This is a genomic window from Roseivivax sp. CAU 1761 (genome assembly GCF_054482755.1).
This window is the reverse complement of record NZ_JBTLRM010000009.1, coordinates 13697-31592: the sequence shown is the minus strand read 5'-3', so window position 1 is coordinate 31592 and position 17896 is coordinate 13697. Positions and strand designations below refer to the sequence as shown.

The following is a 17896-nucleotide window of genomic DNA, read 5'->3' as shown; positions in this document are numbered from 1 at the left end:
GCAAGCGGCGCCGCCGGCCAGGCGGCGCCCCCCTGTTCGAGCCGGCCTCAGAGGTTCCGGGCCGACATTTCCCGCGCGATGTGATCGGCCTGCCGGATCGCCAGCGCCACGATGGTCAGGGTCGGGTTCTCCGCCGCCCCGGTGGTGAATTGCGACCCGTCCGAGACGAAGAGATTGGCGATGTCGTGGCTCTGGCCCCACTTGTTGACCACGCCGTACTCGGCCCGCTCCGACATCCGGTTGGTGCCGAGATTGTGGGTCGAGGGATAGGGCGGGGTCGGCAGCGTCCGGGTGGCGCCCACCGCCTCGTAGATCGCCTGGCCCTGCTTGTAGGCATGGGCGCGCATTGCCGTGTCGTTCTCGTGGTCCGAGAAGTGGACATTGGCCACCGGCAGGCCGTGCTGGTCGGTGACCTCGGTGTTGAGCGTCACGCGGTTGGTCTCCTGCGGCATGTCCTCGCCGACGATCCACATGCCCGCCATGTTCTCGTAGCTGTCCAGCGCGGTGGTGAATTCGCGGCCCCAGGCGCCGGGATCGAGGAAGGCCGCCATGAAGGGCAGGCCCAGCGACAGCGTCTCGAGCTCGTAGCCGCCGACGAAGCCGCGCGACGGATCGTGCCGCGCCTCGTCCTGGATGATGCCGGCCATGGTGGTGCCGCGCCACATCCGGACCGGTTCGGGGAAGGTCGCGTAGACCGACCCGGTCATGTGCCGCATGTAGTTGCGCCCAACCTGGCCCGAGGAATTGGCGAGCCCGTCGGGGAACATCGAGGAGGCCGAATTGAGCAGCAGCCGCGGGCTCTCGAAGGAATTGCCGGCGACCGCGACGATGCGCGCCTTCTGCATCTGCAGGTTGCCCTCGGCGTCGAAATACTCGACCCCCGTCACCTTGCCGCCGTCGTCGTGCAGGATGCGCGCCACGTGGCATTTCTCGCGCACCTCGAGATTGCCGGTGGCCTCGCCGCGCGGGATGTCGGTATAGGCCGCCGACCATTTGGCACCCCATTTGCAGCCCTGGAAGCAGAAGCCGGTCTGCTGGCAGGCCATGCGGCCGTCGTAATCGGCCGAGTTGATCGCCATCCGCCCGGTATGGACCTTCTCGTAGCCGAGCTTCTTGGCCCCGGCCTCGAAGACCTTGTAATTGTTGCAGCCGGGCAGGGCGGCGCGGCCGCCGGTCAGGGTCACGCCGAGCTTGGCCTCGGCCTTGTCGTACCACGGCGCCATTTCGGCATCGTCGATCGGCCAGTCGAGCAGGCTGGCGCCGGCGACCTCGCCATAGGTCGTGCGGGCCTTCCATTCATGCGGCTGGAAGCGCAGCGAGGCGCCGGCCCAGTGCGTGGTGGTGCCGCCCACCGCCTTGACGATCCAGGCCGGCAGGCCGGAGAAATCCTTCGCCACCCGCCAGTCGCCCGAGGTGGTGCGCGGATCGGTCCAGGCGAGCTGGCCGAAGCTTTCCCATTCGTCGTTGACGTAATCCTCGGGCAGGTAGCGCCCGCCCGCCTCGAGCGCCACGACGCTCACGCCCTTCTGGGCCAATTCGTTGGCCAGAACCCCGCCGCCGGCGCCGGTCCCGATCACCACGACGACGCTGTCGTCGGTCTTTTCAAACGGTGCAGCCATCTGCAGATCCTCCCTTGCCGGTCCTCAGAGCCAGGCGATGTCGTCGAAACCGCGGGTGAGGTAGCCGCCGTGGATGTAGCTCTCGCCCTCGTAGCCGAAGATCGGCCAGACCTCCTTCTGGTTGTAGAGGCCGGTCACCAGGCCGCCGCGGATGCGCTGGAAGAACGGCGTCTCCTCGATCGCGCGCAGCACCTCGACGCGGTCGCGCTCCCAGCCGATGTCGAGATAGGAGGCATGGCCCGCCGCCTGCGCCGCTTCGTCGAGCGCGGCGATGCCGGCCTCGATGTCGGCGGCGGCGTTGGCGCTGTCATAGCCCTTGACCGCGACGACGTAATATTCGTCGCCGACCTTGTCGTGGGGATAGATGTCGCGCGCCATCTGCACCAGCGTGGCGAAGCTCTTCGGGTCGAGCGCCTGCAGCTCGGTGGCCCAGGCGGCGTTCGGCGCGGCGACGAAGCCGCTGCCCACCACGAAGGCGGCGCCGGCGGCGCTGGCGCGCGCCAGCAATTGCCGCCGGGTCAGGCCCCGCGGCGAATCTGGTCTGGTCATGGCTGGTCCTCCCTTGGACGTGCTGGAGGCCGGGCGGCTCCTCCTTCCGCCCGGCCCGGTCTTTCATGCGGTCATGCGAAGCGCCCGGAGCGCTCCAGAACCTCGATCTGGTAGCCGTCGGGATCGGCGACGAAGAAGAACCGGCCGACCAGCTTGCCGTCGGGGGCGAATTCCACCAGCTTGCGCGGCGCGAGCCCGGCCGCCTCGAAGCGCTTGTGTTCGGCGTCGAGGTCGGCCACCGACACCGCGAGATGGCCGTAGCCGTCGCCCAGATCGTAGGGCTCGGTGCGGCCCTTGTTGACGGTCAGCTCGACCTCGAAGCCGCTCTCGGCGTTGCTCATGTAGACCAGCGTGAAATCGCTGAAATCGAGCCGGTCGGCGATCTCGAGCCCGAAGGCCTCGCGGTAGAAGGCGACGGAGCGGTCCTCGTCGAGAACGCGGATCATCGAGTGGATTGCCTTGGCCAATGCGGTCTCCCCTGCGGCGGTCTTTCGCAGGCAGGGTAGACGGCGCGAATCGGGGCCGGGTAGTAGCTCGTTACTACGTCCGCATCACGCTTGAGCGAGCCTGCCGGGCGGCGTGGCCGCGGGGGCAGGCCGGGGCGTCATTCCGCGGCGATCGGCAGCGTGTCGCGTGCTTTCGCCTCGAGGAAGATCAGGCAGGCCGAGCGCAGCAGCGAGGTGAAGTTCTCGGGCTCGCCGCGGAGCTCCAGAACCTCGGAATGCAGCTTGGAGATGAAGGCCGGCGTGGTCATCCCGTCGCCCTCGGAAATCTCGTCGATTATGTCCCAGAAGGCGTTTTCGAGCCGGATGCTGGTGCTCTGCCCGTTGATCCGGAGACGCCGGGTCGTCGACGTGTAGCGGGCCGGGTTCTGGCCTGCGAAAACCTGACACATGAGCGTGGCCTCCTGTCCCGGGCCGCCTGCGGGGCTGCGGAACGTGAACTATAGCCGGGCCGCGCGGATCGGCAAAGCCCGCGGCGGCACGACCTTGGTCGCAGCGCCGGGGCGGGGCTCCGGGCACGGCTGGCCGCGCCCGGAGCAGGGGGCGTCACGCCGCCAGGTCGAAGCGGTCGGCGTCCATCACCTTGGTCCAGGCCGTCACGAAGTCGGCCACGAACTTCTTCTCGTTGCCGGACTGGGCGTAGACCTCGGCCAGGGCGCGGAGCTGCGAATTCGAGCCGAAGACCAGGTCGACGCGGCTCGCGGTCCACTTGCGCGCGCCGGTCTTGCGGTCGTTGCCCTCGAATGCCTCGGGCGAGCCGTCGATGGCCTGCCAGGCGGTGCCCATGTCGAGCAGGTTGACGAAGAAGTCGTTCGTCAGCTGGCCCTTGCGCTCGGTGAAGACGCCGTGGGCGGTGCCCTCGTGGTTGGTGTCGAGCACCCGCATGCCGCCGATCAGCACGGTCATCTCCGGCGCGGTGAGCGTCAGGAGCTGCGCCCGGTCGACCAAGAGCTTCTCGGTCGGCACGGTGTAATCGGCCTTCTTGTAGTTGCGGAAGCCGTCGGCCTCGGGCTCGAGTAAGGACATACCCTCCTCGTCGGTCTGCTCCTGGCTGGCATCGACGCGGCCCGGGGTGAAGGGCACCTCGATGTCGTGGCCCGCGGCCTTGGCCGCCTGCTCGATGCCGACGCCGCCGCCGAGCACGATGAGATCGGCCAGCGACACCTTCTTGCCGCCCGGCGCCTCGGCGTTGAAGGCGTCGCGGACGCCCTCCAGCGCGCTCAGCACCTTGGCGAGCTTCTGCGGCTCGTTGACTTCCCAGTCCTTCTGCGGCGCGAGGCGGATGCGCGCGCCGTTGGCGCCGCCCCGCTTGTCGGAGCCGCGGAAGGTCGAGGCCGAGGCCCAGGCGGTGGAGACCAGCTCGGAGACCGAGAGGCCCGCCTCGGCGATCTTGCCCTTCAGGGTGGCGATCTCGGACGCCCCGATCACCGGGTGATCCGCGGCCGGCAGCGGATCCTGCCAGATCAGGTCCTCGGCCGGGACCTCCTTGCCGAGATAGCGCGATTTCGGCCCCATGTCGCGGTGGGTCAACTTGAACCAGGCGCGGGCGAAGGCGTCGGCGAACTCCTCGGGGTTCTGGTGGAAGCGGCGCGAGATCTTCTCGTATTCGGGGTCCATGCGCATCGCCATGTCGGCGGTGGTCATCATGGTGACCCGCTTCTTGCCGGGCTCGTGGGCGTCGGGCGCCATATGCGCCTCGTCCACGTCCTTGGGCTGCCACTGCCAAGCGCCGGCGGGGCTCTTGGTCAGCTCCCACTCGAAGCCGAAGAGCATGTCGAAATAGGACATGTCCCAGGCGGTCGGCGTCGGCGTCCAGGCGCCTTCGAGGCCCGAGGTGATGGTGTGGCCGCCGCGGCCGGTCTCGAATTTCGAGGCCCAGCCGAGACCCTGCGCGGCGATGTCCTCGCCCTCGGGCTCGGCGCCCACCAGCGACGCGTCACCGGCGCCGTGGCACTTGCCGAAGGTATGGCCGCCGGCGGTCAGCGCCACGGTCTCCTCGTCGTTCATGCCCATGCGGCCGAAGGTCTCGCGGATGTCCTGACCGGAGGCCACCGGGTCGGGATTGCCGTCTGGGCCCTCGGGGTTGACGTAGATCAGGCCCATCTGCACCGCGGCCAGCGGGTTCTCCAGCGCCCGGCCCTCGGAATAGCGCGAGCCCTCCTTGTCGGAGGTGGCGAGCCATTCCTGCTCGGTGCCCCAGTAGATGTCCTCCTCGGGCTCCCAGATGTCGACCCGGCCGCCGCCGAAGCCGAAGGTCTTGAAGCCCATCGATTCCAGCGCGACGTTGCCGGTCAGGATCATCAGGTCGGCCCAGCTCAGCGCGTCGCCGTATTTCTGCTTGATCGGCCAGAGCAGGCGGCGGGCCTTGTCGAGGTTGGCATTGTCCGGCCAGGAGTTCAGCGGCGCGAAGCGCTGGCTGCCCGAGGACGAGCCGCCGCGGCCGTCGCCGGTGCGGTAGGTGCCGGCCGAGTGCCAGGCCATGCGGATGAAGAACGGGCCGTAATGGCCGTAATCCGCCGGCCACCAGTCCTGGCTGTCGGTCATCAGGGCGGTCAGGTCGGCCTTCACCGCGTCGAGGTCGAGCGCCTTGAAGCGCGCGGCATAGTCGAAATCCTCGCCCATCGGGTTCGAGAGCGCGGTGTTCTGGTGCAGGATCTTCAGGTTCAGCTGGTTCGGCCACCAATCGCGGTTGGAGCGCGCTTCCAGCGTCACGTGCTTGCGCAGGCCGCCGTGACCGGCCACCGGGCAGCCACCGCCCTGGCTCATATCGTTTCCGTCCATGTCTCTACTCCGTCACGCAGTGAAAGGCGCGCGCCCGAAAGCCGCCGGGCGCCCCGCCGAGGATGCTCCGAAAGCCGCGGCCGACACGGATCCGGCGCGGCGGATTCGGTCGGGCGGGGCTTTCTTGGAATGGTTCTAACAAAGCTTTCCGATTGGTGTAAGTTGAATGTTTCGATCAAAGCGATAAGATCGTCTTATGATATCGCCGACCCTCAAACAGCTCCGCTATTTCGACGCGCTGGCGCTGCACCGGCATTTCGGCCGCGCCGCAGAGGCTTCGGCGGTGAGCCAGCCGGCGCTGTCGGTGCAGATCCGCGAGCTCGAGGCGGCGCTCGGCGCGCCGCTCTTCGAGCGCGGCGCGCGGCAGGTGCGCCCGACGGCGCTCGGCGAGGCCTTCGCGCCCCGGGTGCGCGCCATCCTGCGCGCCGTCGACGAGCTGGGCGACCTGGCGCGGGCCTCGCGCGAGGAGCTGGCCGGGCGGCTCCGGCTCGGCATCATCCCGACCATCGCGCCCTACCTGCTGCCGGCGATCATCACCCGGCTCACCGCCAGCCACCCGGCGCTCGACCTGCATGTGCGCGAGACCCTGACCTCGCGGCTGATCGAGGAGCTGGGCGAGGGCCGGATCGACGCCGCCATCGTGGCGCTGCCGGTCTCCGAGCCGGCGCTGGCCGAGCTCGAGCTGTTCTCGGAGGCCTTCGTGCTGGTGCGCCCGGCCGCCGAGGCGGCGGCGCCGGTGCCCGACCGCGAGCGGTTGCGCGAGATGCGGCTGCTGCTCCTCGAAGAGGGGCATTGCTTCCGCGACCAGGCTCTGTCCTTCTGCAAGCTGGGCGGGGCGGGCCCGCGCGAGATGCTCGACGGCTCGTCCCTGGCGACGCTGGTGCAGATGGTCGGGGCCGGCATCGGGGTCACGCTGATCCCGGAAATGGCGGTGCCGGTGGAGACCCGCGGCACCGACGTGGCGGTGGCGCGCTTCCGCGGGGCGCAGCCGACGCGCCGGGTGGGGATGATCTGGCGCCGCACCAGCCCGCTCTCGGCGCAGCTCGCCGAGGTGGCCGAGGCGATCCGGGCGGCGGCGGCGGCGTTGCGCGAGAGGCAGGAGGCAGGATGATGCGCGACGCGGAACAGGAGATCGGTCTCGAGGCGCTGGCCGAGCGGCTGCGGGTGATGGCGGCGGGGCCGCTGCGCCGGGTGGTGGCGCTGGCCGGGGCGCCGGGCTCGGGCAAGAGCCACGTGGCCGAGGCGCTGGCCGCGGCGGTGCCGGGCAGCGCGGTGCTGCCGATGGACGGCTACCACCTCGATGACGGGCTGCTGGCGGCGCGCGGCGACCTCGCGCGCAAGGGCGCGCCCTGGACCTTCGACCTCGACGGCTTTGCCGAGATGCTCGACCGGCTGCGCCGCGATTCCGGCCGCCCGGTGCTGGTGCCGGTCTTCGACCGCGCCCTGGAGATCGCCCGCGCCGGGGCGCGCGAGATCGCCGCAGAGACCCGGCTGATCCTCGCCGAGGGCAATTACCTGCTGCTCGACGATCCCGGCTGGTGCGACCTGGCCCCGCGCTTCGACCTCGCCGTGCGCATCGAGGTGCCCGAGGCGGTGCTGCGGACGCGGCTCGCCGAGCGATGGGCCGGGCTCGGGGCGGCGGCGGCGGCCGAGAAGCTCGAGGCGAACGACCTGCCGAACATGGCGGCGGTGCTGGCGCGCTCGCGGCCGGCGGACCTGGTGCTGCGGAACGGCTGAGGCGGCTGCGGCGCGCGCGGCTCGCGCGCAGAGCCGGGGGCGCCGCCCCCGGACCCCCGGGATATTTTCGCTCAGAAGAAGGCGGCGGGGCGGTTGGCGGTTGACGGCCATGGGGGGAGGGGCGGAGGCTGCGCCGGACCGGGCCAGAGGGACGTCATTCGATGAGCGGCTATTTCGACCATATCGCACCGTTGCGCTTCGACCCCGAGGGCGAGGGGCTGGGCTTTCGGCATTACGATCCGGACAAGCGGGTGCTGGGCAAGACGCTGGCGGAGCATCTGCGCTTTGCCGTGGCCTACTGGCACAGCTTCGTCTGGGAGGGCGGCGACCCGTTCGGCGGCGCCACCTTCGAGCGGCCGTGGTTCCCGGGCGCCACCATGGCGCAGGCCGAGGCCCGGGCCGAGGCGGCCTTCGCGTTCTTCCGCATCCTCGGCGTGCCGTATTTCTGCTTCCACGACCACGACGTGCGGCCCGAGGGGGCGGGCCTCGCCGAGAGCCGCGACCGGCTCGAGCGGATCGCCGACATCTTCGCGGAGAAGATGGCGGCGGGCGGGCCGAAGCTGCTCTGGGGCACCGCCAACCTGTTCAGCCACCGCCGCTACATGGCCGGGGCGGCGACCAATCCCGACCCGGACGTCTTCGCCTTCGCCGCCGCCACGGTGCGCGACTGCCTCGAGGTGACGCACCGGCTGGGCGGCGAGAATTACGTGCTCTGGGGCGGGCGCGAGGGCTACGAGACGCTGCTCAACACCGATCTCGGCCGGGAGCTCGACCATCTCGGCCGGTTTCTCGCACTGGTGGTCGAGCACAAGCACCGGATCGGCTTCCGCGGCACCATCCTGATCGAGCCGAAACCGCAGGAGCCCACCAAGCACCAATACGATCACGACGTGGCCACGGTCTACGGCTTCCTGAAGCGCTACGGGCTCGAGGACGAGGTGAAGGTCAATATCGAGCAGGGCCATGCCATCCTCGCCGGGCACAGCTTCGAGCACGAGATCGCGCTGGCGGCGAGCCTCGGGATCTTCGGCTCGATCGACATGAACCGCAACGATTACCAGTCGGGCTGGGATACCGACCAGTTCCCCAACAACGTGCCCGAGGTGGCGCTGGCCTATTACGAGATCCTGCGCGTCGGCGGCTTCACCACGGGGGGGACGAATTTCGACGCCAAGCTGCGCCGGCAATCGCTCGACCCCGAGGACCTGGTGGCGGCCCATGCCGGCGCCATGGATGTCTGCGCCCGCGGGCTGATGGCGGCGGCGGCGATGCTCGAGGACGGCCGGCTCGAAGAGGCGCGGGCCGGGCGCTATGCCGGCTGGCGGCACGCCGAGGCGCAGGCCATGCTGGCGCCCGGCGCGCGCCTGGCCGAGATCGCCGACCGCGCCACCCGGGCGGGGCTCGATCCGCGCCCGGTCTCGGGGCGGCAGGAGCGGCTGGAGAACCTGGTGAATCGCTACCTGTGAGCAGCAGCGCGGCGGGGCGGCGTCACGCGAAGAGCCCGGTGAGGGCCCGGAAGACCAGCGCCGAGAGCAGCGCCGATGCCGGCACGGTGACCAGCCAGGCCGCCACGATGGTGAGGAAATGCGAGCGCCGCACCAGCCGGCGCCGCCGGCGCTCCTCGGCCGCCATGCGCCGCGGCACCGCGCCGGCGCCGCGCCCCAGGCGACGCCCGGCATCCCATTCGCGGAAGAAGCCGACCCCGAAGACGCCGCCGATGGCGATATGGGTGGAGCTGACCGGCAGTCCGAGCCACGACGCGGCGATCACCGTGACCGCGGCGGAGAGCGCCACGCAATAGGCCCGCATCGGGTTCAGCTTGGTGATCTGGTGGCCGACCATGCGGATCAGCTTGGGGCCGAAGAGCATCAGCCCGACGGAGATGCCGAGCGCGCCGATCAGCATGACCCAGACCGGCACCGGCACCGCGCCATGCACGTCCCCGGTGGTCTGCGCGTCGATGATCGCGGCCACCGGCCCCACCGCGTTGGCGACGTCGTTGGCGCCGTGCGCGAAGGACAGGAGCGCCGCCGAGATCACCAGCGGGGCGCGGAACAGGCGCTTTAGCGACCGGTTGCGGTTCTCCAGCCCCGCCGCCTGGCGGCGCACCAGCGGCACCGCGAGGGCGGTGAGCAGGACGCCGGTGACCAGCCCGATCAGCAGCGCCGGGCCCGGCGGTTCGGACCGGCCCAGCGTCCGCAGCGCCAGGTAGCAGGCGAAGGCGCCGCCCATGGCGCCGATCAGCACCGGGACCCAGCGCCGCGCCGCGGCGATCTTGTCGTCGACATAGATCACCTTCCACTTGATGAAGGCCAGCGCGGCGGCGGCGATCAGCCCGCCTAGCAGCGGCGAGGCGACCCAGCTTGCGGCGATGGCGGCCATCACCGGCCAGTTCACCGCCCCCAGGCCGGCCGCCGCGAGCCCGGCGCCCAGCACGCCGCCCACCACCGAATGGGTGGTCGAGACCGGCGCCCCGATCCAGGTCGCGACATTGACCCAGCAGGCGGCGGCGAGCAGCGCCGCCAGCATCGCCCGCACGAAGACCGCGCGCTCGGCGAAGCTGTCGATGGCGACGATGTCCTTCGAGATCGTGGCCACCACCTCGCCGCCGGCGAGCAGCGCCCCGGCGCTTTCGCAGAGCGCCGCAAGGGCGATCGCGGCGGCCATCGGCAGGGCCCGGGCGCCGACCGCCGGCCCCATGTTGTTGGCGACGTCGTTGGCCCCGATATTGAGCGCCATGTAGGCGCCGAACGCCACCGCCACGACGATCACCAGGGTGCCGGGCGCGGCGCCGCTGATCAGCCCCGCCGCCAGCGCCGCCAGGGTCACGAAGACCAGAGCGAGGCCCAGCCCGACCAGCGGCCGGGCGGTGTAGAGCGTCGCCGCCTCGAGCCGCGAGATGCGGTTCAGGTCGCGGTCGAGGGTCCGCCACTGGTCGACGATATGGGGGTCGCGGTCGGTCAAGAAGGCACTCCGGAAGCCGGCATGGGGGCGACCCTGTCAGCCCGCGGCGGCGGCGTCGAGCCGTTCCGGCACGCGGCGCAGGAGGCTCTGCAGCTCCGGCTCGTCGACCAGCGCGGCGGCATCGGCGGGGGCCATCCAGCGCCGTTCGCGGCGGGCGCATTCGGGGTAGTCCTCGGCCAGCGCCGCCACCGGGATGGCGTAGACGTCGACCTCGGTCTCGGCCGGCACGCCGCCGCGCAGACGCTTGGTGTAGCCGTAGCGCCCGAGCCGCCGGTAGGGGCCTTCCTCGGGGGTCACGCCGGCCTCCTCCCAGGCCTCGTCGAGCGCCACGCCGGCGGCGTCGAGCCCGTGCTTCGGCCAGCCCTTGGGCAGGATCCAGCGCCGGGTGTGCAGCGATGTGACGAGCAGCACGTCGACGACCCCCCCGGTGCGCCGGTAGCACAGCGCCGCGACCTGGTACCTGGGCGGACGGCGCAGGATCGGGGCGAGGTACTGGGTCCAGAGCGTCTTGAGCATCGGCATCCTGTCGGCGTCGGGCGGGCGAGGTGTGGAGCGGGCAGAGTGTAGGGCGGGCATCCGCGGAAGGCGAGTGGGGGCGGCGCTGCGACGGCCGGGGCATCGGCCGAAGGCCGCAAGGGGCGGGTTGGGGTCGTATGGAAGGACCGCCGCCGCGATCCCGTCGCACCCATTTTCATCATGTGAAACCCACAGCGACATTGTCGCAAACTTCTTGAGGGACTCACCGGTTCCCCGCATCGTCACGGCAACAGGAGTAAGCCCGTGACCGACAAGATGGCCCGCATCGACGACATCACCGCCGCTCTGCACGGGGCCGCCGAGGCGCCGATCCGCGCGGAGTCCGGCCGCGTCATCCAGTCCGTCGACCGCGCCCTGTCGATCCTCGAGGAGGTGGCGATGGCGCCCGAGGGCATGACGCTCACGGCGATGGGCGAACGGCTGGGCCTGCACCGCTCCACCTGCCACCACCTCGTGGCGACGCTGGTGGCGCGCGGCTATCTCGAGCAGGTCAGCCGTTCGGCCGGCTACGCGCTGGGGCCCCGGCTGGCCGAGCTGCACGAGATGGTCACCGGCGAGCAGGACCCGGCGGTGATCCTGCGCGAGGATCTCGAGGCGCTGCACCGCAAGCTCGGCTACGGCGTACAGCTGGCGGTGCTGAGCGAGACCACGCTGCTCACCAAGCTGAGCTTCCGCGACCCCGACTCGGCGCTCAAGGAGCCCAGCGAACTCGACAAGATGCAGGCGCTGCACGCCACCGCCACCGGCAAGGCGATCCTCGCCTGGATCCCCGACACCGAGCTGGTGCGGGTGATCTCGGAGAACGGCCTCGCCCGCTACACCCCGCGCACCATCACTACGCTGTCGGAGCTGGTGGAGGAGCTGCGGCTGGTGCGGCGCCGTAAATATGCCGTCGACGACGAGGAATTCGCCGACGGCGTGGTGTGCATCGGCGGCGCGGTGCGCGACCGCGGCGGCGCGGTGGTGGCCTCGATCTCGGCGACCATGCCGGCCGAGGACGCCACCGAGGAGGGCCGGGCCTGGCTGATCCGCGAGATCACCACCGCGGCCAACGATTATTCCAACAAGCTGCGGGCGCGCGCCCGCTGAACTGCGAGACCACAGGACGGAGGAGACCTGACATGGCAATGCCCGAAGGCGTGAAGACCAGCCCCGACCACCCGATCCCGGAGACCATGAAGGCCTGGGTCCTGGGCGATCCCGGCGAGCTGACGCTGAGCGAGAAGCCGGTGCCGGCGCCCAAGAAGGCCGAGGTGCTGGTGCGCATCGACGCGGTGGCGATCTGCGCCACCGATCTGGAGATCATCCACCACGGTCCCCCGGCGATGATCGAGGGCGGCCTGCCGTTCAACAAGAACTACACGCCGGGCCACGAATACATGGGCACCGTCGTGGCGCTCGGCCCCGGCGTCGACGAGTACCAGATCGGCGAGCGGGTGACGGTGGAGATCCATGCCGGCTGCGGCCAGTGCAAGCGCTGCCGGCAGGGCATGTACACGTCGTGCCACAATTACGGCAAGAATTACGGCGACGTCGACAAGGGCCACCGCGCCAACGGCTTCACCACCGATGGCGGCTTCGCCGAATACGCCGTCAACAACATCAACACGCTGGTCCATGTCGATGACAGCATGACCGACGAGGAGGCGACGCTGGTCGTCACTGCCGGCACCGCGATGTACGGCCTGACCGAACTGGGCGGGCTCGTCGCCGGCGAAAGCGTGGTGGTGACCGGCCCCGGCCCGATCGGCCTGCTGGGTGCCGCGGTGGCCAAGGCGCTCGGCGCGCAGCCGGTGATCCTGACCGGCACCCGCGACAACCGGCTGGAGATCGGCAAGCAGCTCGGCGCCGACCACGTCATCAACGTGCGCAACGAGGACGCGGTCGAGAAGGTACGCGAGCTGACCGGCGGCAAGGGCGTCGATTACGTCGTCGAATGCTCGGGCGCGCCCAATGCGGTCAACGAGGCGGCGCAGATGGTCAACCGCGGCGGCAAGATCTGCCTCGCCGCCTTCCCCGGCAACAGCCCGGAGGTCGATGTCGCCTATCTGGTGCGCAACAACATCTACCTCTTCGGCATCCGCGGCGAGGGCAAGACCGCGACCCACCGGGCCGAGGCCTTCATGCGCCAGAAGCGCTTCGACGCCGCGCTGATCCACACCCACACCTTCGAGATGGACGATCTGCAGGAGGCGCTGCGCTACGCCAAGGACCGCGTCGAGGACGCGATCAAGGTGGTGGTGAAGAACAAGCACGCCGCCCAGGGCCGCCTCGCGGCGGAATGACCGGCTGAGCCAAGCAAAGGAGACGGGCCGCGATGCTGACCTGTGACACCTATCACCTGCCGCGCAGCCTGGCCGAGGCGCTCCGCCTCTGGCGCGACGCGGCGCCGGGCAGCCGGCTCGTCTCCGGCGCCACCGATATCCTGCCCTGGGCGCGCGAGGGGCGCGCCGGGGACGTGCATGTCCCCGAACTGGTGGACGTGACCAAGGTGCCCGAACTCGCGGGCCACGATTTCCGCAACGGGCGGGTGCGGCTCGGCGCCGCCACCGTCTACCAGGACTTCCTGACCGATGACGGGCTGCGCCGGGCGCTGCCCTGCATGCCCTATTGCGCGATCTGGTTCGCCGACGACCAGATCCGCGAGGTCGCGACGCTGGCCGGCAACCTGTGCAACGCCTCGCCGGTGGCCGACGGCACGCCCGCGGTGGTCGCGCTCAACGGCGAGATCGAGCTGGCGCGGCTCGAGGGCGAGGAGATCGCGACCCGGATCGTCAAGATCACCGACTTCATCGAGGGGCCGGGGCGCACCACGCTGGCCGAGGGCGAGATCGCCGTGGCGGTGCATCTCGACGTCGCCCGCGGCTATGGCGGCGCCTTCCAGAAGGTCGGGCAGCGCCGCTCGCTGGTGATCTCGGTCGCCTGCTGCGCCGCTTTGGTGAAGACCGACATGACGGGGCGGGTCTTCGAGGATGTGCGGCTCGGACTGGGCGGCGTCGGCCCGCGCCCGATCCGGCTTGAAAGCGCCGAGGCGGCGCTCAAGGGCGAGCGCATCTCGCATGCCCTGATCGCCCGGGTGGCGGCCGAGGCCGCCGACCGCGTTGCCTCGCGCTCGCGGCTCGATTACCGCCGCGAGGTGGTGGTGAATTTCGTCCGCGCGGCGCTCGAGGAGGCGCTCGCCAACCAGCCCGACATCGCCGCCCGCTTCGACGATGCAGAGGAGTTGACCGATGCCTAAGCTTTCCATCTCGGCCGAGGTGAACGGCCGCAAGGTCGCGCGCGAGACCGAGGCGCATAAGCGCCTGCTGGACTTCCTGCGCGAGGACCTGAACCTGACCGGCGCCAAGGAGGGCTGCGGCGCCGGCGAATGCGGCACCTGCTCGGTTTTCGTCGACGGCAAGCTGGTGAAATCCTGCCTGATGCCGGTGGCCAAGGCCGACGGGGCGAAGATCGAGACCGTCGAGGGTCTGGCCGCGCCGGGCACCCTGACCCCGGTGCAGCGCGCCTTCCACAAGACCGGCGCCAGCCAGTGCGGCTTCTGCATCCCCGGCATGGTGATGGCGGCGACCGCGGCTCTGCGCGCCAATCCCGACGCCTCGATCGACGAGATCAAGGAGCGGCTCGGCGGCAATATCTGCCGCTGCACCGGCTACACCAAGATCTTCGAGGCGGTGGAGATCGCCAAGCGCGTGCTCGCCGGCCAGGCGCCCGAGAGCGAGCTGGAAGAGGAGGTCGCGAAATCCTCCTATATCGGCCACAACGTCCGCCGCATCGACGCACCCGCCAAGGTCTCGGGGCGGCTGAAATACGCCGCCGACATGAAGATGACCGACATGCTGACGCTGCAGGTGCTGCGCTCGCCGCACGCCCATGCGCGGATCGTCTCGATCGACACCTCGGAGGCCGAGGCGATGGCGGGCGTGGCCTGCGTCATCACCTCGGCCGACGTGCCGGGCGAGGACGGCTTCGGCGTCTTCGTCCACGACCAGCCGGTGATGGCCCGCGGCAAGGTGCGCCATGTCGGCGAGGCGGTGGCCGCGGTGGCGGCCGAGGACCTGCTCACGGCGAGGCGCGCCGTCGCCGCGATCAAGGTCGAATACGAGGAACTGCCGGGTCTCTTCGACCCCGAGGACGCGCTGAAGCCCGGCGCCCCGGTGATCCACGATTACGCCCCCGACAACCTCGTGAAGCACATCCCGGTGCGCAAGGGCGACCCGGAGAAGGGCTTTGCCGAGGCCGACCTGATCCTCGAGGAGACCTTCACCACCCAGCAGGTCGAACACGCCTATCTCGAGCCCGAGGCGGGCATCGCCTATGTCGATGCCGACGACGTGGTGACGGTGATCTCGCCCAGCCAGAACATCACCCATCACCGCCACATGCTGGCGCATATCATCGCCAAGCCGATCAACAAGGTGCGCTTCATCATGTCGCCGGTGGGCGGCGGCTTCGGCGGCAAGGAGGACATGATCTACCAGGGCATGCTGGCGCTGGCGGCGATGAAGACGCACCGCCCGGTGACCCTTACTTTCACCCGCGAGGAAAGCTTCATCGCCTCGGCCAAGCGGCATCCGTCGCGCACCCGCTACCGCATGGGGCTGACCAAGGACGGCCGGATCACCGCGATTTCCTTCTCGATGCTCTCCGATGGGGGCGCCTACGGCATGTCGTCCGAGGGGGTGATGCGCAAGGCGGCGATCCTGTCCTGCGGGCCTTACGAGGTGCACAATCTCAGCGTCGACACCCGCGCGGTCTACACCAACAACACGCCCTCGGGCGCCTTCCGGACCTTCGGCGGGATGCAGGCACAGTTCGCCACCGAGAGCATGATGGACATGGCGGCAGAGAAGCTCGGCCTCGACCCGTTTGAGATCCGGCGCCGCAACATGATGAAGATCGGCTCGCGCACCCACACCCAGCAGGAGCTCAAGACCGCGTCGCTCGACCGGGTGCTGGAAGCGGCCGAAGAGGCGTCGCGCTGGGAGCCGGGCGCGCCGGCGGTGCGCGGGGCCAGCCGCGGCGATCTGGGCGGGCCGGGGACGCGCGCGCCCTGCACGCTGGGGGCGCGGATCTCGGCCGAGATCGCGCTGAGCGCCGGCCAGGACGAGGAGCAGGTGGCATGAGCGAGACACGCAAACTCCGCGGCCGCGGCATGGCCGCGAGCTGGTACGGCATCGCCCGCACCGCCACCATCGACCGCGCCGGCGCCTGGGCCGAGCTCGACGACGGCGGCACCGCCAAGGTGGTCACCGGCGTCACCGAGATCGGCGAGGGCATCCTGACGGTGCTGGCGCAGATCGCCGCCGAGGAGCTGGGGATCAAGCCCGAGCAGGTGACGATCGGCGACAACGACACCTCGCGCTCGCCCGAGGCGGCGCATGCCGGGGCGACGCGGCAGACCTACATGATCGGCAATTCGGTGGCGCTGGCCGCGCGCGAGGCGCGCAAGGCGCTGTTCGACGAGATCGCCGATCACTGGGGCGTGCCGGTGGACACGCTGAAGGCCTTCGACGGCGAGATCTGGGCCGAGCATTCCAACAACCGCATGTCGATGGAGGACGCGGTGAAGGTCTGCAAGGGCCGCGGCGTGGTGCCGGTGGGCTCGGCCTCGTTCACCGCGCACGGCACCGGGCTCGACCCGACCGACGGATCCGGCGCGCCGTGGCAGGCCTATGTCTTCGGCACCCAGGTCGCCGAGGTCGAGGTCGACACCTGGACCGGCGAGGTGCAGGTGCTGGGCATCTGGGCGGCGCATGATGTCGGCCGGGCGATTAACCCGCGCGGCGTCGAGGGCCAGATCGAGGGCGGCGTGGTGCAGGGTCTGGGCCAGGCGCTGATGGAGGATTACCGCACCATCGACGGCCATGCCGACACCCACGGCTTCGCCAAGTACATCCTGCCCACCTCGCTCGACATCCCCGAGATCACCTGCGCCATCGTCGAGGATCCGGACCCGCTCAGCCCGCTGCAGGCCAAGGGCATCGGCGAGCCGGCGCTGGTGCCGACGGCCCCCGCGGTGATGAACGCGATCTACGACGCCATCGGCTGCCGCATGACCTCGCTGCCGGCCACGCCCGAGAAGATCCTCGCGGCCCTGGCCGAGAAGCGCGCCCGGGAGGGCAGGGCAGCATGACGAATTTGGCGGAGCGCCTGGTCGGGAGGAGGCCGCGCGTTCCGCCGCACCCACCGCGCCCCAAGGGCGTCGGCACAAGAACGACAAGGGAGGAAAGAGGAATGATCAAGGCAACGACCCTCCGCGCCGGATTGGGCGCCGGACTGATCGCGGCGCTGGGACTGGGCGCCGCCCCGGCCCGGGCAGAGTTCCCGGAAAAGCCGGTCGAGATGACGGTGCTGTTCGGCGGCACCGCCAATTCCATCGCCCAGCTGCTGTCGGACCTGATGTCCGAGGAGCTCGGCTCGCCGGTCGTGCCGGTGGCGCGCACCGGCGGCGGCGGCGCGGTGGGCTACAGCTACGTCATGGGGACGCGGCCCGACGGCTACAACATCGTCTGGAACTCGAACTCCATCTCGACCAGCCACCACACCGGCAAGATTCCCTTCGACTACCAAGCCTTCGCGCCCATCGCGCGGGTCTCGACCGAGGTGCCGGCGCTGGCGGTGAACGCCGAGTCGGGCTGGGAAAGCCTCGACGACCTGAAGGCGGGGGTCGAAGCGAGCGAGCAGCCGCTCAAGGTCGGGATTTCCGGCAAGGGGTCGTTCACCCACCTGACCTCGGCGGCGCTGTTCGACGCGATGGGGATCGGCGACAAGGTCACCTACATCTCCTACGGCGACGGCAAGGCGCCGGTCGAGCTGCTGGCCGGGCGCATCGACGCCGCGATCCAGTGGCCGGGCCAGTTCGTCTCCTACGAGGAATCGGGCGATCTGAACGTCATCGCCGTCACCGGGCCCGAGCGCGTCGACGTGCTGCCGGAAGCCGCCACCGCGCAGGAGCAGGGCATCGACATCGACATCACCATGTGGCGCGGTCTCGCCGCGCCCGCCAACACCCCCGAGCCGGTGATCGCCAAGCTCGAGGCCGCGGCCAAGGCGGCGACCGAAAGCGAGGCCTTCCAGAAGGCCGCGGGCAATATCGGCTTCGAGCCGGCCTTTGCCGGCGCCGCGGAGTTCGGCGAGGTCATCGCCAAGGACGACGCCTTCTACGCCGAGCTCCTGGGCGAGCTCGGCCTGTCGCAGTAGGAAAGG

At 70.3% G+C, this 17896-nt stretch carries 16 protein-coding genes; 9 read left to right on the top strand and 7 right to left on the bottom strand.

Features of this window, described 5'->3' with window-relative positions; genetic code table 11:
* Nucleotides 1-47 precede the first annotated feature (47 nt).
* The 5 genes from ACXYMW_RS07815 to katG form a co-directional block, all read right to left on the bottom strand.
* Nucleotides 48-1619, bottom strand: coding sequence for a GMC family oxidoreductase (locus ACXYMW_RS07815; protein ID WP_459034751.1), 1572 nt, complete (start codon nucleotides 1617-1619; stop codon nucleotides 48-50).
* A gap of 24 nt (nucleotides 1620-1643) precedes the next feature.
* Nucleotides 1644-2168, bottom strand: coding sequence for a twin-arginine translocation signal domain-containing protein (locus ACXYMW_RS07810; RefSeq protein ID WP_459034750.1), 525 nt, complete (start codon nucleotides 2166-2168; stop codon nucleotides 1644-1646).
* A gap of 71 nt (nucleotides 2169-2239) precedes the next feature.
* Entirely contained in the window at nucleotides 2240-2635 is a 396-nt protein-coding gene (locus ACXYMW_RS07805) for a VOC family protein (protein WP_459034749.1), read from the bottom strand.
* Between the two features lie 137 nt (nucleotides 2636-2772).
* On the bottom strand, nucleotides 2773-3063 hold the full coding sequence (locus tag ACXYMW_RS07800; protein WP_459034748.1) for a ribbon-helix-helix domain-containing protein: 291 nt from the start codon (nucleotides 3061-3063) through the stop codon (nucleotides 2773-2775).
* Nucleotides 3064-3217: 154 nt separating this feature from the next.
* Entirely contained in the window at nucleotides 3218-5452 is a 2235-nt protein-coding gene (gene katG, locus ACXYMW_RS07795; RefSeq protein ID WP_459034747.1) for a catalase/peroxidase HPI, read from the bottom strand.
* A gap of 196 nt (nucleotides 5453-5648) precedes the next feature.
* Between katG and ACXYMW_RS07790 the strand changes: the two genes are divergently transcribed.
* From ACXYMW_RS07790 to xylA, 3 genes are all read left to right on the top strand, one after another.
* Entirely contained in the window at nucleotides 5649-6563 is a 915-nt protein-coding gene (locus ACXYMW_RS07790) for a LysR substrate-binding domain-containing protein (RefSeq protein WP_459034746.1), read from the top strand.
* Complete coding sequence (locus ACXYMW_RS07785; protein ID WP_459034745.1) at nucleotides 6563-7189, top strand: nucleoside/nucleotide kinase family protein; 627 nt, start codon at nucleotides 6563-6565, stop codon at nucleotides 7187-7189. The genes ACXYMW_RS07790 and ACXYMW_RS07785 overlap by 1 nt, the downstream gene beginning before the upstream one ends.
* Nucleotides 7190-7350: 161 nt before the next feature.
* Nucleotides 7351-8655, top strand: a complete 1305-nt coding sequence (gene xylA / locus ACXYMW_RS07780) for a xylose isomerase (protein WP_459034744.1) — start codon at nucleotides 7351-7353, stop codon at nucleotides 8653-8655.
* A 22-nt stretch (nucleotides 8656-8677) separates the two neighbouring features.
* On the opposite strand, the gene ACXYMW_RS07775 is transcribed toward xylA, so the two are convergent.
* Both ACXYMW_RS07775 and ACXYMW_RS07770 read right to left on the bottom strand, forming a co-directional pair.
* Nucleotides 8678-10153 carry an inorganic phosphate transporter gene (locus ACXYMW_RS07775; protein ID WP_459034743.1) on the bottom strand — a complete coding sequence of 492 codons (1476 nt, stop codon included), beginning with the start codon at nucleotides 10151-10153 and terminating at the stop codon, nucleotides 8678-8680.
* Nucleotides 10154-10189: 36 nt separating this feature from the next.
* Nucleotides 10190-10669, bottom strand: a complete 480-nt coding sequence (locus ACXYMW_RS07770) for an NUDIX hydrolase (protein WP_459034742.1) — start codon at nucleotides 10667-10669, stop codon at nucleotides 10190-10192.
* A gap of 264 nt (nucleotides 10670-10933) precedes the next feature.
* Between ACXYMW_RS07770 and ACXYMW_RS07765 the strand changes: the two genes are divergently transcribed.
* The 6 genes from ACXYMW_RS07765 to ACXYMW_RS07740 all read left to right on the top strand — a co-directional run bounded on the left by ACXYMW_RS07765 (nucleotide 10934) and on the right by ACXYMW_RS07740 (nucleotide 17890).
* Entirely contained in the window at nucleotides 10934-11779 is an 846-nt protein-coding gene (locus ACXYMW_RS07765) for an IclR family transcriptional regulator (RefSeq protein WP_459034741.1), read from the top strand.
* Between the two features lie 32 nt (nucleotides 11780-11811).
* Nucleotides 11812-12975, top strand: a complete 1164-nt coding sequence (locus ACXYMW_RS07760; RefSeq protein WP_459034740.1) for a zinc-dependent alcohol dehydrogenase — start codon at nucleotides 11812-11814, stop codon at nucleotides 12973-12975.
* Between the two features lie 32 nt (nucleotides 12976-13007).
* Nucleotides 13008-13928 carry an FAD binding domain-containing protein gene (locus tag ACXYMW_RS07755; RefSeq protein ID WP_459034739.1) on the top strand — a complete coding sequence of 307 codons (921 nt, stop codon included), beginning with the start codon at nucleotides 13008-13010 and terminating at the stop codon, nucleotides 13926-13928.
* The gene (locus tag ACXYMW_RS07750; RefSeq protein ID WP_459034738.1) at nucleotides 13921-15813 is read left to right on the top strand and encodes a molybdopterin-dependent oxidoreductase; all 1893 of its coding nucleotides are present in this window, start codon (nucleotides 13921-13923) and stop codon (nucleotides 15811-15813) included. The genes ACXYMW_RS07755 and ACXYMW_RS07750 overlap by 8 nt, the downstream gene beginning before the upstream one ends.
* Nucleotides 15810-16823 (top strand): xanthine dehydrogenase family protein molybdopterin-binding subunit, encoded by a 1014-nt coding sequence (locus ACXYMW_RS07745; RefSeq protein WP_459034737.1) that lies wholly within the window; start codon nucleotides 15810-15812, stop codon nucleotides 16821-16823. The genes ACXYMW_RS07750 and ACXYMW_RS07745 overlap by 4 nt, the downstream gene beginning before the upstream one ends.
* 101 nt (nucleotides 16824-16924) lie before the next feature.
* The gene (locus ACXYMW_RS07740; RefSeq protein WP_459034736.1) at nucleotides 16925-17890 is read left to right on the top strand and encodes a tripartite tricarboxylate transporter substrate binding protein; all 966 of its coding nucleotides are present in this window, start codon (nucleotides 16925-16927) and stop codon (nucleotides 17888-17890) included.
* Nucleotides 17891-17896 lie beyond the last annotated feature (6 nt).

Excerpts from the sequence above, each read along its gene's own strand:
- ACXYMW_RS07760 (WP_459034740.1), top strand. The coding sequence starts at position 11,812 with ATGGCAATGCCCGAAGGCGTGAAGACCAGCCCCGACCACCCGATCCCG.
- ACXYMW_RS07800 (WP_459034748.1), bottom strand. The coding sequence starts at position 3,063 with ATGTGTCAGGTTTTCGCAGGCCAGAACCCGGCCCGCTACACGTCGACG.
- katG (WP_459034747.1), bottom strand. The coding sequence starts at position 5,452 with ATGGACGGAAACGATATGAGCCAGGGCGGTGGCTGCCCGGTGGCCGGT.
- ACXYMW_RS07815 (WP_459034751.1), bottom strand. The coding sequence starts at position 1,619 with ATGGCTGCACCGTTTGAAAAGACCGACGACAGCGTCGTCGTGGTGATC.
- xylA (WP_459034744.1), top strand. The coding sequence starts at position 7,351 with ATGAGCGGCTATTTCGACCATATCGCACCGTTGCGCTTCGACCCCGAG.
- ACXYMW_RS07740 (WP_459034736.1), top strand. The coding sequence starts at position 16,925 with ATGATCAAGGCAACGACCCTCCGCGCCGGATTGGGCGCCGGACTGATC.
- ACXYMW_RS07755 (WP_459034739.1), top strand. The coding sequence starts at position 13,008 with ATGCTGACCTGTGACACCTATCACCTGCCGCGCAGCCTGGCCGAGGCG.
- ACXYMW_RS07790 (WP_459034746.1), top strand. The coding sequence starts at position 5,649 with ATGATATCGCCGACCCTCAAACAGCTCCGCTATTTCGACGCGCTGGCG.
- ACXYMW_RS07785 (WP_459034745.1), top strand. The coding sequence starts at position 6,563 with ATGCGCGACGCGGAACAGGAGATCGGTCTCGAGGCGCTGGCCGAGCGG.
- ACXYMW_RS07745 (WP_459034737.1), top strand. The coding sequence starts at position 15,810 with ATGAGCGAGACACGCAAACTCCGCGGCCGCGGCATGGCCGCGAGCTGG.
- ACXYMW_RS07750 (WP_459034738.1), top strand. The coding sequence starts at position 13,921 with ATGCCTAAGCTTTCCATCTCGGCCGAGGTGAACGGCCGCAAGGTCGCG.
- ACXYMW_RS07770 (WP_459034742.1), bottom strand. The coding sequence starts at position 10,669 with ATGCTCAAGACGCTCTGGACCCAGTACCTCGCCCCGATCCTGCGCCGT.
- ACXYMW_RS07810 (WP_459034750.1), bottom strand. The coding sequence starts at position 2,168 with ATGACCAGACCAGATTCGCCGCGGGGCCTGACCCGGCGGCAATTGCTG.